Below are 14,365 nucleotides of genomic sequence, written 5' to 3'. Positions count from 1 at the left end.
CCGCGTGCCGGGCCGGGGTGAGGAGCCGGCGCACGGCCGGGTCGAGGCCCTCGTCCGAGCCGTAGACGATGCCGATGCCGGCGTCGTCGTCGTGGCTGTCGTCGGGGTTGAGCAGCGTGTCGAGGACCTTCGGCGCGCCCGAGCGGGTGAACGGGCCGCGCAGGAAGCTCGCCCGAGGCCCGGACGCGGTGACCACCAGGTCCTGGGCGCCGTCCCCGTCGAAGTCACCGCAGACCGGCTGGTCGGGCCACTCGTTGCCGAACCTGGCGCGGTCGGGGATGCGCAGCTTCACGGCGCGCGCGGTGAGCCCTTCCGGGGAGCCGAAGAGGAGCTGTACGGGGACGGGCGGGCGGCCCTGGCCGTCGTACGGCGGGTCGGTGCTGACGACGAGGTCGGTGAAGCCGTCGCCGTCCAGATCGCAGGCGGCCTCGGCGTCGAAAACGGCCGGTACGACGCCGTCCGTGGGTGCCGCGTGCCGGGCCGGGGTGAGGAGCCGGCGCACGGCCGGGTCGAGGCCCTCGTCCGAGCCGTAGACGATGCCGATGCCGGCGTCGTCGTCGTGGCTGTCGTCGGGGTTGAGCAGCGTGTCGAGGACGAGGTCGGGGTGGCCGTCGCCGTTGAAGTCGTCGGCCTGCTTGCTGCCCTTGCCGTGCGGGACGGGCCGTACCGGAGGGCCGGACGCGGCGTGGTGGGCGGCGGAGCGCGTGCCGCCGCCCGCCGGGAGCAGGCCGCAGCCGGCCGCCAGCAGTGCGCAGCACAGCCCGGCCCCCGCCGCGCGTGCCGCTCCTGATCTCCGGTACCGCACTTCGCCCCCCAGCGCCCCATCCGTATCCGGCGGCTCATATTCGCACGGACATACGTCATGGGTCCGCACGTTCATCCGGTTCCGGACATGGGCGGGCGCAGGACAGGGGGGCGCGAACGACGACGGCCGGTCCCGCGTGCTGCGGGACCGGCCGTCGAAGGGACGTACAGCGGGTTACTTCACCGGCTCGGGCTCCGGCTCGTCGGCGGGCTCGGCCTCGCCGGCCGGGTCGGCCGGGGTCTTGACGGAGTCCAGCAGGAGCTGGGCCACGTCGACGACCTGGACGTTCTCGCTGACCTTGCCGTCGTTCTTCTTGCCGTTGACGGAGTCGGTCAGCATGACGAGGCAGAAGGGGCAGGCGGTCGAGACGATGTCCGGGTTCAGGGAGAGGGCCTCGTCGACGCGCTCGTTGTTGATGCGCTTGCCGATGCGCTCTTCCATCCACATCCGGGCGCCGCCGGCGCCGCAGCAGAAGCCGCGCTCCTTGTGGCGGTGCATCTCCTCGTTCCGCAGGCCCGGCACCTTGGCGATGATCTCGCGCGGCGGCGTGTAGACCTTGTTGTGGCGGCCCAGGTAGCAGGGGTCGTGGTAGGTGATCAGACCCTCGACCGGGGTGACGGGGGTGAGGCGGCCCTCGTCGATGAGGTGCTGCAGCAGCTGGGTGTGGTGGATGACCTCGTACTCGCCGCCCAGCTGCGGGTACTCGTTCGCGATCGTGTTGAAGCAGTGCGGGCAGGTCGCGACGATCTTCTTCTTGGACTTCGGCTTCTTGGTCGACTCGTCCTCGTCGTCCTCGCCGAAGGCCGCGTTCAGCGTGGCGACGTTCTCCGCGCCCAGCTGCTGGAAGAGGAACTCGTTGCCCAGGCGGCGCGGGGAGTCACCGGTGCACTTCTCGTCGCCGCCCATGATGGCGAAGTTCACGCCCGCGATGTGCAGCAGCTCGGCGAACGCCTTGGTGGTCTTCTTCGCCCGGTCCTCCAGGGCACCGGCGCAGCCGACCCAGTACAGGTAGTCGACCTCGGTGAGGTCCTCGACGTCCTTGCCGACGACCGGGACCTCGAAGTCGACCTCCTTGGTCCAGGCGAGGCGCTGCTTCTTGGCCAGGCCCCAGGGGTTGCCCTTCTTCTCCAGGTTCTTCAGCATCGTGCCCGCCTCCGAGGGGAAGCTGGACTCGATCATGACCTGGTAGCGGCGCATGTCGACGATGTGGTCGATGTGCTCGATGTCCACCGGACACTGCTCGACACAGGCACCGCAGGTGGTGCAGGACCACAGCACGTCCGGGTCGATGACGCCGTTCTCTTCGAGGGTGCCGACCAGCGGACGCTCGGCCTCGGCCAGCGCGGCCGCGGGCACGTCCTTCAGCTGCTCGGCCGAAGCCTTCTCGTTGCCCTCTGCGTCCTTGCCGCCGCCCGCGAGCAGGTACGGCGCCTTGGCGTGCGCGTGGTCGCGCAGCGCCATGATCATGAGCTTGGGGGAGAGCGGCTTACCGGTGTTCCACGCGGGGCACTGCGACTGGCAGCGGCCGCACTCGGTGCAGGTGGAGAAGTCCAGCAGGCCCTTCCAGGAGAAGTGCTCGACCTGCGAGACGCCGAACTGGTCGTCCTCGCCCGGGTCCTCGAAGTCGATCTCCTTGCCCTCGCTGGTCATCGGCAGCAGGGCGCCCAGCGCGACGTCGCCGTCGGACTCGCGCTTGAACCAGATGTTGGGGAAGGCCAGGAAGCGGTGCCAGGCGACGCCCATGTCGGTCTTGAGCGCGACGGTGATCATCCAGATGAAGGACGTCGCGATCTTCAGGCCGGCGAAGAAGTAGGTGAGGTTCTGGAGCGTCGAGACGTCCAGGCCCTCCAGCCACGAGACCACCGGGTACGAGATGAAGAACGACGCCTCGTAGCTGTCCACATGGTGCTGGGCGCCCTCCAGCGCGTGCAGCATGAAGATGCAGACGCCGACGATGAGGATGACGGCCTCGACGAAGTACGCCTGGCCGAAGTTGGAGCCCGCGAAGCGGGACTTGCGGCCCGCCTTGCCCGGCTTGCTCAGCTGCCGGATCACGATGAGGGCCAGGATGCCGAGCACCGTCATCGTGCCGATGAACTCGACGAACATGTTGTACGGCGCCCACTCGCCGATGACCGGCAGCAGCCAGTCGGCCTTGAACAGCTGGCCGATGGCGTTGACGATCGTCAGCAGCAGCGAGAAGAAGCCCACCGCGACGAACCAGTGCGCGACGCCGACGACGCCCCAGCGGTTCATCCGGGTGTGGCCGAGGAATTCCTTGACCACCGTGACGGTGCGCTGCGTGGGGTCATTGGTCCGTGAACCGGCGGGTACGGACTGTCCGAGCCGCATGTAGCGGTAGATCTGCACAATGGCGCGGCCGAACAGTGCGACGCCGACCGCGATTAGGACCAGCGACACGATGATCGCGGCGAGTTGCATGGGTGGCTCCTCGGGCCTGCGTGAGCGGGTTCTTCGGTGGTGTCTCGGTAACTACTAAGCAGTAACTTAGTTAATCCCTCCGAGATTACCCACTATTCCCGCGCCGCTGTACCTGGCGCAGCGGTGATCTGCGTCGCTGAGGGTGACCTAAGGGTGCCGTACGGCTCCTCCCTCCCGCGTGCGCGCGACACGCCGGGGATGCGGCGGTCGCCCGTGAGGGGGAGGGTGGGGGTGTCGATGACGCGTCCGCTGTGCGCCGGACGCTTCCTCCTCCGGCTTCCCGCACCGCTGTGACCTGCGGAAATGATGCGCTGCGCAGATCTTCGGCAGGAGAGTTGAGTGGCCATGGCTCAGGTCCTTTGACAGGGCGGGATCTCTGGTGCACCCTTGAGCCAGTTCCACTCAATGTCAGCTGGAGGAATCGAAATGGCACGTGCGGTCGGCATCGACCTGGGCACGACGAACTCCGTCGTCAGTGTTCTCGAAGGCGGTGAGCCCACCGTCATCACCAACGCCGAGGGCGCCAGGACCACGCCGTCCGTCGTCGCTTTCGCCAAGAACGGTGAAGTGCTCGTCGGCGAGGTCGCGAAGCGCCAGGCGGTCACGAACGTCGACAGGACCATCCGGTCGGTCAAGCGCCACATGGGCACCGACTGGAAGGTGGACATCGACGACAAGAGCTTCAACCCGCAGCAGATCTCCGCGTTCATCCTGCAGAAGCTGAAGCGGGACGCGGAGTCGTACCTCGGCGAGAAGGTCGCGGACGCGGTCATCACCGTTCCGGCGTACTTCAACGACTCCGAGCGGCAGGCCACCAAGGAGGCCGGCGAGATCGCGGGCCTGAACGTCCTGCGCATCGTCAACGAGCCCACCTCCGCGGCGCTGGCGTACGGCCTGGAGAAGGACGACCAGACCATCCTGGTCTTCGACCTCGGTGGCGGTACCTTCGACGTTTCGCTGCTGGAGATCGGCGACGGCGTCGTCGAGGTGAAGGCGACCAACGGCGACAACCAGCTCGGTGGTGACGACTGGGACCAGCGCGTCGTCGACTACCTGGTCAAGCAGTTCCAGAACGGCCACGGCGTCGACCTGTCCAAGGACAAGATGGCGCTCCAGCGCCTGCGCGAGGCCGCTGAGAAGGCGAAGATCGAGCTGTCGTCCTCCACCGAGACGACGATCAACCTTCCCTACATCACCGCCTCGGCCGAGGGCCCGCTGCACCTGGACGAGAAGCTCACGCGCTCGCAGTTCCAGCAGCTCACCAGCGACCTGCTCGACCGCTGCAAGACCCCGTTCCACAACGTCATCAAGGACGCCGGCATCCAGCTGTCCGAGATCGACCACGTGGTCCTGGTCGGCGGTTCGACCCGTATGCCGGCCGTCGCCGAGCTCGTCAAGGAGCTGACCGGCGGCAAGGACGCCAACAAGGGCGTCAACCCGGACGAGGTCGTCGCCATCGGCGCGTCGCTGCAGGCCGGTGTCCTCAAGGGTGAGGTCAAGGACGTCCTTCTGCTGGACGTCACCCCGCTGTCCCTCGGTATTGAGACCAAGGGCGGCATCATGACCAAGCTCATCGAGCGGAACACGACGATCCCGACCAAGCGTTCGGAGATCTTCACCACCGCCGAGGACAACCAGCCCTCCGTGCAGATCCAGGTCTACCAGGGCGAGCGCGAGATCGCGGCGTACAACAAGAAGCTCGGCATGTTCGAGCTGACCGGTCTGCCGCCGGCCCCGCGTGGCGTCCCGCAGATCGAGGTCTCCTTCGACATCGACGCCAACGGCATCATGCACGTGACCGCGAAGGACCTGGGCACGGGCAAGGAGCAGAAGATGACCGTCACCGGCGGCTCTTCGCTGCCGAAGGACGAGGTCGACCGCATGCGCGAGGAGGCCGAGCGCTACGCGGACGAGGACCACAAGCGCCGCGAGGCCGCCGAGACGCGCAACCAGGGCGAGCAGCTCGTCTACCAGACGGAGAAGTTCCTCAAGGACAACGAGGAGAAGGTCCCCGCCGAGGTGAAGACCGAGGTCGAGACCGCCGTCGGCGAGCTGAAGGAGAAGCTCAAGGGCGAGGACACGGCCGAGATCCGTACGGCCACCGAGAAGGTCGCCGCCGTCTCGCAGAAGCTGGGTCAGGCCATGTACGCCGACGCCCAGGGCGCGCAGGCCGCGGGCGGTGCCGAGGGTGCCGCCGGTGGCGAGCAGGCCAAGGCCGAGGACGATGTCGTCGACGCCGAGATCGTCGACGACGAGAAGCCCAAGAAGGACGGTGCCGCGTGACGGAGGAGACCCCGGGCTTTGACGAGAAGCCTGACGTCCCCTCTGACGCCGCAGCCCCTGACGATGCGGCGCAGGGCGCCGGGTCCGCCGACAAGGCGGGCCCGGCCCCGGCCGGGGACGCGAATCAGGACGTCGGTCTGACGGCCCAGCTGGACCAGGTGCGTACCGCGCTCAACGAGCGCACCGCGGACCTCCAGCGGCTCCAGGCCGAATACCAGAACTACCGCCGGCGGGTGGAGCGGGACCGGGTGACGGTCAAGGAGATCGCCGCGGCGAACCTCCTGTCCGAGCTGCTGCCGGTCCTCGACGACATCGGCCGGGCCCGCGAGCACGGCGAGCTGGTCGGCGGCTTCAAGTCGGTCGGCGAGTCGGTGGAGACGGTTGTGGCCAAGCTCGGCCTGCAGCAGTTCGGCAAGGAGGGCGAGCCCTTCGACCCGATGATCCACGAGGCGCTCATGCACTCGTACGCACCGGACGTCACGGAAACGACGTGCGTTGCGATCCTGCAGCCGGGGTATCGGATCGGCGAGCGAACGATTCGCCCCGCGCGGGTCGCCGTTGCCGAGCCCCAGCCGGGGGCCCAGGGCGCCAAGTCCGAGGAGAAGTCGGACGAGGAGAGCGGTGGCCCGGACGAGGGCTGACGTGAGAAGCAGGACAGTACGGGAGGAGGGACGTCGGGGATGAGCACCAAGGACTTCGTCGAGAAGGACTATTACAAGGTCCTCGGCGTCCCGAAGGACGCCACCGACGCCGAGATCAAGAAGGCGTACCGCAAGCTCGCCCGGGAGAACCACCCGGACGCGAACAAGGGCGACGTCAAGGCCGAGGAGCGCTTCAAGGAGATTTCCGAGGCGAACGACGTCCTGGGCGACCCCAAGCGCCGCAAGGAGTACGACGACGCGCGGGCGCTGTTCGGCAACGGCGGCTTCCGGGCCGGTCCCGGCGGCGCCGGCGCCGGCAGCTTCAACTTCGACCTGGGTGACCTCTTCGGGGGCGCCCAGGGCGGAGCGGGCGCCGGCGGCTTCGGCGGCGGCCTCGGGGACGTCTTCGGCGGCCTGTTCAACAGGGGCGGCGGCGCGGGTACGCGTACGCAGCCCCGCCGCGGCCAGGACATCGAGTCCGAGGTGACGCTCAGCTTCACCGAGGCGGTGGACGGGGCCACGGTCCCGCTGCGGATGTCCAGCCCGTCGCCCTGCAAGGCGTGTTCGGGCACCGGCGACAAGAACGGCACCCCGCGGGTCTGCCCGACCTGCGTGGGTACAGGCCAGGTCAGCCGGGGCGCGGGCGGCGGCTTCTCGCTCACCGACCCGTGCGCCGACTGCAAGGGCCGCGGCCTGATCGCCGAGGACCCCTGTGACGTGTGCAAGGGCAGCGGACGTGCGACGAGTTCGCGCACGATGCAGGTGCGCATCCCCGCGGGTGTCTCGGACGGGCAGCGGATCCGGCTGCGCGGCAAGGGCGCTCCGGGCGAGCGCGGCGGGCCCAACGGCGACCTGTACGTCGTCGTGCACGTCGACGCGCATCCGGTGTTCGGCCGCAAGGGCGACAACCTCACCGTCACCGTGCCGGTCACCTTCCCGGAGGCCGCGCTCGGCGGCGAGGTGAAGGTCCCGACCCTGGGCGGACCGCCGGTCACCCTGAAGGTCCCGGCCGGGACGCCGAACGGCCGGACGATGCGGGCCCGCGGCAAGGGCGCGGCGCGCAAGGACGGCACCCGGGGCGACCTCCTGGTCACCATCGAGGTGGTCGTGCCCAAGGACCTCGGCGACAAGGCGCGTGAGGCGCTGGAGGCGTACCGCGAAGCGACCGCGGGTGAGGACCCGCGATCGAAGCTCTACCAGGCCGCGAAGGGAGCTTGATGATGGACAGCCGGGGCGGGCGGCGCAGTCGTAACCCCTATGAACTGACCGACGAGTCGCCGGTGTACGTCATCTCCGTCGCGGCTCAGCTCTCCGGGCTGCACCCGCAGACGCTGCGCCAGTACGACCGGCTCGGCCTGGTCTCACCGGACCGTACGGCCGGGCGCGGTCGGCGCTACTCCGCCCGCGACATCGAGCTGCTCCGCCAGGTGCAGCAGCTGTCGCAGAACGAGGGCATCAATCTCGCGGGCATCAAGCGCATCATCGAACTGGAGAACCAGGTCGCGGCGCTCCAGCAGCGGGTCGCCGAGCTGCAGAGCGCGGTGGAGGGCGCCGCCGCCGCGATCCAGCAGCGGGAGGCGGCGGTGCATGCCAGCTACCGCCGGGACCTGGTGCCGTATCAGGACGTGCAGCAGACCAGCGCGCTGGTCGTGTGGCGCCCGAAGCGGACGTCCGAGTAACGGCGGTAACCGTTGCTTTCTCAGCAGCCGTTGTACCCGGCTGTCGGCATCGACAGCCGGCGGTGCACATGGGACTTCATCGCCGCGGTGTAGACCGGCTCGGCGAGGTCGGCGGTCTCCAGCCGGACGCCGGCCGCGGCGCACCGGGCGGTGAAATCCTCGGCGGAGTCGACGGCGTTCTCCAGGGCGCGGCGGTTCGGTACGACGAAGACATCGACCAGGCCCGCCTCCACGTCCTGCCACAGGGCGCAGTGGTCGGCACGCAGGTGGTGCAGGCTCAGCCGCCAGGTGAGGCGGTAGTCGCGGTCCGCGGCCCACTGCGAGCACATCTCGTGCTGGCGGCGGTCGTCGACCAGGAACGGATCGTCGTCCAGCTCGGACAGCGGCATCAAGCACGCGATCGCCGTCACTCGCACCGCATTCATCGTGCCCCCCGGGACCTGACGATTGTGGGGGTGACGATACCTCTGTGGGCGGAGCGGGGCGGTGACGCGGTACCGGGCGGCGAGGCATAGCCGCAGGCGTGGCAGATCTTCCATCCGTCCTGGTTGACGGCGAGCCGGCCGCCGCAGCGCGGGCAGGATTCGGCGTGGGGACGCGGATCAGGAGGCGGAGACGCGATTCCGTACGCCCTGCTGGTGTGCGTTACTGACCTCATTCGGCCTCCAGCTGACGTATTTGGTCCGGAACGGACCACATCCTGGGCCGACCGGGTCACCCACCGACGTCATGCCCGCCCGAGCATCCTCGTCACCCGGATCTCGATGACCACACGCTCGGGGTTGGGCCGCGGCGTCCGCTCGTACCGCACCGCGTACCGCTCCACCGCGTCCCGCACGCTCTCCGCGTCCGTACGGACCGTCGCCAGCCCCTCCAGCGTCGCCCACCGCCGCCCCTGCATCTGGCACACCGCGACGCGCGCGCCGCCGTCGCCCGCCGCCAGGACGTTGCGGACCTTGGTGCCGCCCTTGCTCGTGATGACGCGGGCCAGCCCCTGCTCGTGGTCGTACGTCACCCCCACCGGCACGACGTGCGGGCTCCCGTCCGGGCGCAGGGTCGTCAGGGTGCACACGTGCCGCTCCCGCCAGAAGGCGAGGTACTCGGGATCGGGATTCCGCAGGTCTTGAGCCATGCCCGCACCTTACGGGGCCCCGGGCGGCCCACTCCTAAGGAGTGGGGGGCCGGCCAGCGGGCACCCCAAGGGGCGGTGGACGGGTGCGAGGGGTCGGCGTTTTGGGCTTGAGTGGAATAGACTCAACTTATCGCACGTTGAGCTAGGCAGGATCGGCCCCCGAGGGCCATGTACATGCAGGCCAGAGGTACGAGGAGGAGCGCGAGCACGTGGACGCCGAGCTGACCAACAAGAGCCGGGAGGCGCTGAGCGCCGCCAATGAGCGGGCCGTGACCGCGGGGCACGCGGACATGACCGCTGCCCATCTGCTGCTCGCGCTTCTCGCCGGGCAGTCCGACGAAAACGCGAACATCATCGATCTGCTGGCCGCCGTCGGCGCGGACGCCGCGGCGCTGCGCTCCGGGGCCGAGCGGCGGATCGCCGCGCTGCCCAGCATCCAGGGCTCGACCGTCGCCCCGCCGCAGCCCGACCGCGAGCTGCTCGCCGTCATAGCGGACGCGTCGCAGCGCGCCAAGGAGCTGGGTGACGACTACATCTCCACCGAGCACCTGCTCATCGGCATCGCCGCGAAGGGCGGGGCCACCGGCCAGCTGCTGGACCAGCAGGGCGCCTCGGCCAAGAAGCTGCTGGACGCTTTCGAGAAGAGCAGGGGAGGACGGCGGGTGACCACCCCCGACCCCGAGGGCACGTACAAGGCGCTGGAGAAGTTCGGTACGGACTTCACCGCGGCCGCGCGCGAGGGCAAGCTGGACCCGGTGATCGGCCGGGACCAGGAGATCCGCCGCGTCGTGCAGGTGCTCTCGCGGCGTACGAAGAACAACCCCGTGCTGATCGGTGAGCCCGGCGTCGGCAAGACCGCCGTCGTGGAAGGGCTGGCCCAGCGCATCGTCAAGGGCGACGTGCCCGAGTCGCTGCGCGACAAGCGGCTGGTCGCGCTGGACCTCGGCGCGATGGTCGCGGGCGCGAAGTACCGCGGTGAGTTCGAGGAGCGGCTGAAGACCGTCCTGGCGGAGATCAAGTCCAGCGACGGCCAGATCATCACCTTCATCGACGAGCTGCACACGGTCGTCGGCGCGGGCGCCGGCGGGGACTCCGCCATGGACGCGGGCAACATGCTCAAGCCCATGCTGGCCCGCGGCGAGCTGCGGATGGTCGGCGCGACCACGCTCGACGAGTACCGCGAGCGGATCGAGAAGGACCCGGCGCTGGAGCGGCGCTTCCAGCAGGTGCTGGTCGCCGAGCCGACCGTCGAGGACACCGTCGCGATCCTGCGTGGCCTCAAGGGCCGGTACGAGGCGCACCACAAGGTCCAGATCGCGGACTCCGCGCTGGTCGCCGCCGCCACCCTCTCCGACCGGTACATCACCTCCCGCTTCCTCCCCGACAAGGCCATCGACCTGGTCGACGAGTCGGCGTCCCGGCTGCGCATGGAGATCGACTCCTCCCCGGTGGAGATCGACGAGCTCCAGCGGTCCGTCGACCGGCTGCGCATGGAGGAGCTGGCGCTCAAGAACGAGACCGACGCCGGTTCCGTCCAGCGCCTGGAGAAGCTGCGCAAGGACCTCGCCGACAAGGAGGAGGAGCTGCGCGGGCTGACCGCACGCTGGGAGAAGGAGAAGCAGGGCCTGAACCGCCTCGGTGAGCTGAAGGAGAAGCTCGACGAGCTGCGCGGCCAGGCCGAGCGCGCCCAGCGCGACGGCGACTTCGACACCGCGTCGAAGCTGCTGTACGGCGAGATCCCCGGCCTGGAGCGGGAGCTGGACGAGGCCGCGGCCGCCGAGGCCGAGCAGGAGGCGTCGACCGAGTCGATGGTCAAGGAGGAGGTCGGTCCGGACGACATCGCGGACGTGGTCGCCTCCTGGACCGGCATTCCGGCCGGCCGTCTGCTGGAGGGCGAGACGCAGAAGCTGCTGCGCATGGAGGACGAGCTGGGCAAGCGGCTGATCGGGCAGACCGAGGCCGTGCGCGCGGTGTCGGACGCGGTGCGCCGTACGCGTGCCGGGATCGCCGACCCCGACCGCCCGACCGGCTCGTTCCTCTTCCTCGGCCCGACCGGCGTCGGCAAGACCGAGCTGGCCAAGGCGCTCGCCGACTTCCTCTTCGACGACGAGCGGGCCATGGTCCGCATCGACATGAGCGAGTACGGCGAGAAGCACTCCGTGGCCCGGCTGGTCGGCGCGCCGCCCGGCTACGTCGGGTACGAGGAGGGCGGCCAGCTCACGGAGGCCGTGCGGCGCCGCCCGTACAGCGTCGTGCTCTTGGACGAGGTGGAGAAGGCCCACCACGAGGTTTTCGACATCCTGCTCCAGGTGCTGGACGACGGCCGGCTCACCGACGGCCAGGGCCGGACGGTCGACTTCCGGAACACCATCCTGATCCTGACCTCCAACCTCGGCTCCAACTTCCTGATGGACCCGCTGCTGAAGGAGGACCAGAAGAGGGAGAAGGTGCTGGAGACGGTCCGCTCCGCCTTCCGCCCGGAGTTCCTGAACCGGCTGGACGACACGGTGGTCTTCCACCCGCTCGGCACGGACCAGCTCCAGCGGATCGCGCAGATCCAGATCGCGCACCTGCAGAAGCGGCTCGCCGACCGGCGGCTGACCCTGGACGTCTCGGACGCGGCGCTGACCTGGCTGGCATGGCTGGGCCAGGAGCCGGTGATCGACAAGCCGGAGCAGTCGCAGCCGGACCTGTCCTACGGCGCCCGGCCGCTGCGCCGCCTCGTCCAGACCGCCATCGGCGACCAGCTCGCCCGGGCGATCCTGGCGGGCGACATCCGCGACGGCGACACCGTACGGGTGGACGTGGACGGCGACCACCTTTCGGTGACGGCGGAGCGGGAGCCGGCCGCGGTCTGACCGCCGCGGCGTCCCCGCCGCACGACGGGCGCTCCGTACGCGACCCGCCCCGTCCGCTTGCCAGGACGGGGCGGTAGTGGGGGAGGATGGCGAGGACCATACGAAGGGACTTCCACGGTGACTATCGACCCGTCCTCGATTCCGAATTTCGGGGGCCAGCCCGAACAGCAGCCGACCGGGCCTGAGGGGCCGATCGTGCCCGATCAGGACCTGGTCAAGCAGCTCCTTGACCAGATGGAGCTGAAGTACGTCGTCGACGACGAGGGCGACCTCGCCGCCCCGTGGGAGCAGTTCCGCACGTACTTCATGTTCCGCGGCGAGGAGGAGCAGCAGATCTTCTCCGTCCGGACGTTCTACGACCGCCCGCACGGCATCGAGCTCAAGGCGAAGCTGCTGGAGGCGATCGACGACTGGAACCGCCGCACCCTGTGGCCCAAGGCCTACACCCACACCCACGACGACGGCACGGTCCGTCTGATCGGTGAGGCATCGATGCTGATCGGCACCGGTGTCTCGCTGGAGCACTTCGTCTCCAGCACGGTCAGCTGGATCCGCGCGTCCATCGAGTTCGACAAGTGGCTCATCGAGCAGCTCGGCCTGGAGGCCGACATCGACGGCGACACGAAGAAGCCCGACGACGAGGCGTGAGCCCGTTACGACGGTTCTGCGGAAGGGCCCCGGAGCGAGTGTGCTCCGGGGCCCTTCCGTGTGCGGGGTGCGTTGACCGGGCTCACAGCTGCTGGAGGCGGGACACGGCGTCCCGCAGCACCTCGTCCTGCTTGCAGAAGGCGAAGCGGACGAGGGTGCGGCCCGCCTCCTTGTCGTCGTAGAAGACGGAGTTCGGTACGGCGACCACGCCGCAGCGCTCGGGGAGGCCGAGGCAGAAGGCCAGGCCGTCCTTCTCGCCCAGGGCCGTGATGTCGGTGGTGACGAAGTACGTCCCGCTCGGCCGGAAGACCTGGAAGCCGGCCTCCGTCAGCCCGTCGGACAGGATGTCCCGCTTGCGGCGCAGGTCCTCCCGCAGCCCGTGGAAGTAGTCGTCCGGCAGCGCGAGCGCCTCGGCGACCGCGTACTGGAAGGGGCCCGCCGAGACGTAGGTGAGGAACTGCTTGGCGGAGCGGACCGCGCCGACCAGCTGGGGCGTGCCGGTGACCCAGCCGACCTTCCAGCCGGTGAAGGAGAACGTCTTGCCCGCGCTGCCGATGGACACCGTGCGCTCGCGCATCCCGGGGAAGGACGCCATCGGCACGTGCTCGCCCTCGAACACCAGGTGTTCGTAGACCTCGTCCGTGACGACGAGGAGGTCGCGCTCGCAGGCCAGTTCGGCGATGGCGGCCAGCTCGTCGCGGCTGAGCACGGTGCCGGTGGGGTTGTGCGGGGTGTTGAGGAGGATCAGGCGGGTGCGGTCGGTGACCGCGTCGCGCAGCTCGTCCAGGTCGAGACGGTAGGCCGCCTCCTCGGCGGAGGCGCGCAGGGTGACCGGGACGCGGGTGGCACCGGCCATGGCGATGCACGCCGCGTACGAGTCGTAGTACGGCTCCAGCGCGATCACCTCGTCACCCGGCTCCAGCAGGGCGAGGAGGGAGGCGGCGATGGCCTCGGTCGCGCCCGCGGTGACCAGGACCTCGGTGTCGGGGTCGTACGGCAGGCCGTACCAGCGCTGCTGGTGCGCGGCGACGGCGGTGCGCAGCTCGGGGATGCCGGGGCCCGGCGGGTACTGGTTGCCGCGGCCGTCGCGCAGGGCGCGCACCGCCGCTTCGCGGACTTCTTCGGGGCCGTCGGTGTCGGGGAATCCCTGGCCGAGGTTGATCGAGCCGGTCCGTACGGCGAGCGCGGACATCTCGGCGAAGATCGTCGTGCCGAATTCGGCCAGGCGGCGGTTGAGCAGCGGTCGTCCCATGGCCGCCATCCTCCGCCGAACCTCTGGAGTTGCTCAACTCCGCTTTCGAGATCTACCGGGCCGGGCATGTGATCCGCACGCAAGGACCGAAATACGGGGGTGAGGCGAATGGCGGGGCTCGTGATTTTCCTGGTGATCTGTGCCTTTGTGGCGGCCGCGGTCTGGATGGCGCGGACGGCCGCCGCGAACGAGTCGCCGAAGGGCCGCAAGAAGAGCAGGTGGTCCGCGGGCAGCAGCGGGACCTCTTCCGGGGGCAGCTGGTGGGCCGGTGACAACGGTTCGGGCGGCGGCCACCAGAGCTGCGGCAGTTCGTCGTCCTGCGGCAGTTCGTCGTCCTGCGGTAGTTCGTCGTCGTGCGGCGGCGGCGGTGGCGGCGGCTGCGGTGGTGGCGGTGGCGGCGGTTCCTGAGCGGATCCCCCGCGCGTCCCACGGGGGACACACATCGGAATAGTGCGGAACATGCAACGGGCCATGCCCTGACGCATATGCGCCCGGCGGTTCTCAACGACCGCCGGGCGCAGGGCTGTTGAACAACTGAACTGAGAGGCCCTCTGAGGGATGGAAACCCCACGAAGATGGGTAAAAAGGCTGTGGGCCCCGCGAGTTTCATGATTCCCTCTCTTGT

The 14,365-nt window shown here is 69.5% G+C and carries 12 protein-coding genes; 7 read left to right on the top strand and 5 right to left on the bottom strand.

The annotated features are described in order from the left end of the window. Together CCS38_RS29395 and CCS38_RS29390 are read right to left on the bottom strand one after the other, a co-directional pair. Positions 1–805, bottom strand: an 805-nt coding sequence (locus tag CCS38_RS29395; protein ID WP_223736369.1) for an FG-GAP repeat domain-containing protein, incomplete at its 3' end; no start/stop codon positions are given. Positions 806–979: 174 nt separating this feature from the next. After that, a complete protein-coding gene (locus CCS38_RS29390) occupies positions 980–3,247 on the bottom strand; it encodes a (Fe-S)-binding protein (RefSeq protein ID WP_223736368.1) in 2,268 nt (755 codons plus the stop codon). A 426-nt stretch (positions 3,248–3,673) separates the two neighbouring features. Between CCS38_RS29390 and dnaK the strand changes: the two genes are divergently transcribed. From dnaK to CCS38_RS29370, 4 genes are read left to right on the top strand one after another with little or no spacing between them, the layout of a single operon-like run. Then, positions 3,674–5,530 carry a molecular chaperone DnaK gene (gene dnaK, locus CCS38_RS29385; protein ID WP_030259125.1) on the top strand — a complete coding sequence of 619 codons (1,857 nt, stop codon included), beginning with the start codon at positions 3,674–3,676 and terminating at the stop codon, positions 5,528–5,530. Further along, positions 5,527–6,171 carry a nucleotide exchange factor GrpE gene (gene grpE / locus CCS38_RS29380; RefSeq protein WP_223736367.1) on the top strand — a complete coding sequence of 215 codons (645 nt, stop codon included), beginning with the start codon at positions 5,527–5,529 and terminating at the stop codon, positions 6,169–6,171. Before dnaK ends, grpE begins: the two co-directional genes overlap by 4 nt. Positions 6,172–6,210: 39 nt before the next feature. After that, positions 6,211–7,389 carry a molecular chaperone DnaJ gene (gene dnaJ / locus CCS38_RS29375; protein WP_223736366.1) on the top strand — a complete coding sequence of 393 codons (1,179 nt, stop codon included), beginning with the start codon at positions 6,211–6,213 and terminating at the stop codon, positions 7,387–7,389. 2 nt (positions 7,390–7,391) lie between these two features. Next, positions 7,392–7,850 carry a heat shock protein transcriptional repressor HspR gene (locus CCS38_RS29370; RefSeq protein WP_030259115.1) on the top strand — a complete coding sequence of 153 codons (459 nt, stop codon included), beginning with the start codon at positions 7,392–7,394 and terminating at the stop codon, positions 7,848–7,850. Positions 7,851–7,870: 20 nt separating this feature from the next. Here CCS38_RS29370 and CCS38_RS29365 read toward each other — a convergent pair whose 3' ends face one another. Next, on the bottom strand, positions 7,871–8,275 hold the full coding sequence (locus CCS38_RS29365; RefSeq protein WP_031050321.1) for a hypothetical protein: 405 nt from the start codon (positions 8,273–8,275) through the stop codon (positions 7,871–7,873). Between the two features lie 302 nt (positions 8,276–8,577). Further along, positions 8,578–8,982 (bottom strand): pyridoxamine 5'-phosphate oxidase family protein, encoded by a 405-nt coding sequence (locus tag CCS38_RS29360; RefSeq protein WP_223736365.1) that lies wholly within the window; start codon positions 8,980–8,982, stop codon positions 8,578–8,580. Positions 8,983–9,191: 209 nt separating this feature from the next. Here CCS38_RS29360 and clpB point away from each other — a divergent pair, with 209 nt between their 5' ends. After that, positions 9,192–11,840: an ATP-dependent chaperone ClpB gene (gene clpB, locus CCS38_RS29355; protein WP_223736364.1), complete on the top strand. Its 2,649-nt coding sequence runs from the start codon at positions 9,192–9,194 to the stop codon at positions 11,838–11,840. Positions 11,841–11,957: 117 nt separating this feature from the next. Continuing rightward, a complete protein-coding gene (locus CCS38_RS29350) occupies positions 11,958–12,488 on the top strand; it encodes a YbjN domain-containing protein (RefSeq protein ID WP_223736363.1) in 531 nt (176 codons plus the stop codon). Between the two features lie 82 nt (positions 12,489–12,570). Here the strand turns inward: CCS38_RS29350 and CCS38_RS29345 are convergent, their stop codons facing one another. Next, positions 12,571–13,740, bottom strand: coding sequence for a pyridoxal phosphate-dependent aminotransferase (locus CCS38_RS29345; RefSeq protein WP_223736362.1), 1,170 nt, complete (start codon positions 13,738–13,740; stop codon positions 12,571–12,573). Positions 13,741–13,848: 108 nt separating this feature from the next. Here CCS38_RS29345 and CCS38_RS29340 point away from each other — a divergent pair, with 108 nt between their 5' ends. After that, a complete protein-coding gene (locus CCS38_RS29340; protein WP_223736361.1) occupies positions 13,849–14,148 on the top strand; it encodes a hypothetical protein in 300 nt (99 codons plus the stop codon). Positions 14,149–14,365 lie beyond the last annotated feature (217 nt).

Origin of the sequence: Streptomyces purpurogeneiscleroticus (genome assembly GCF_020024005.1) — a bacterium.
Taxonomy (GTDB): domain Bacteria; phylum Actinomycetota; class Actinomycetes; order Streptomycetales; family Streptomycetaceae; genus Streptomyces; species Streptomyces purpurogeneiscleroticus.
This window is presented reverse-complemented; position numbering and strand designations above follow the sequence as displayed.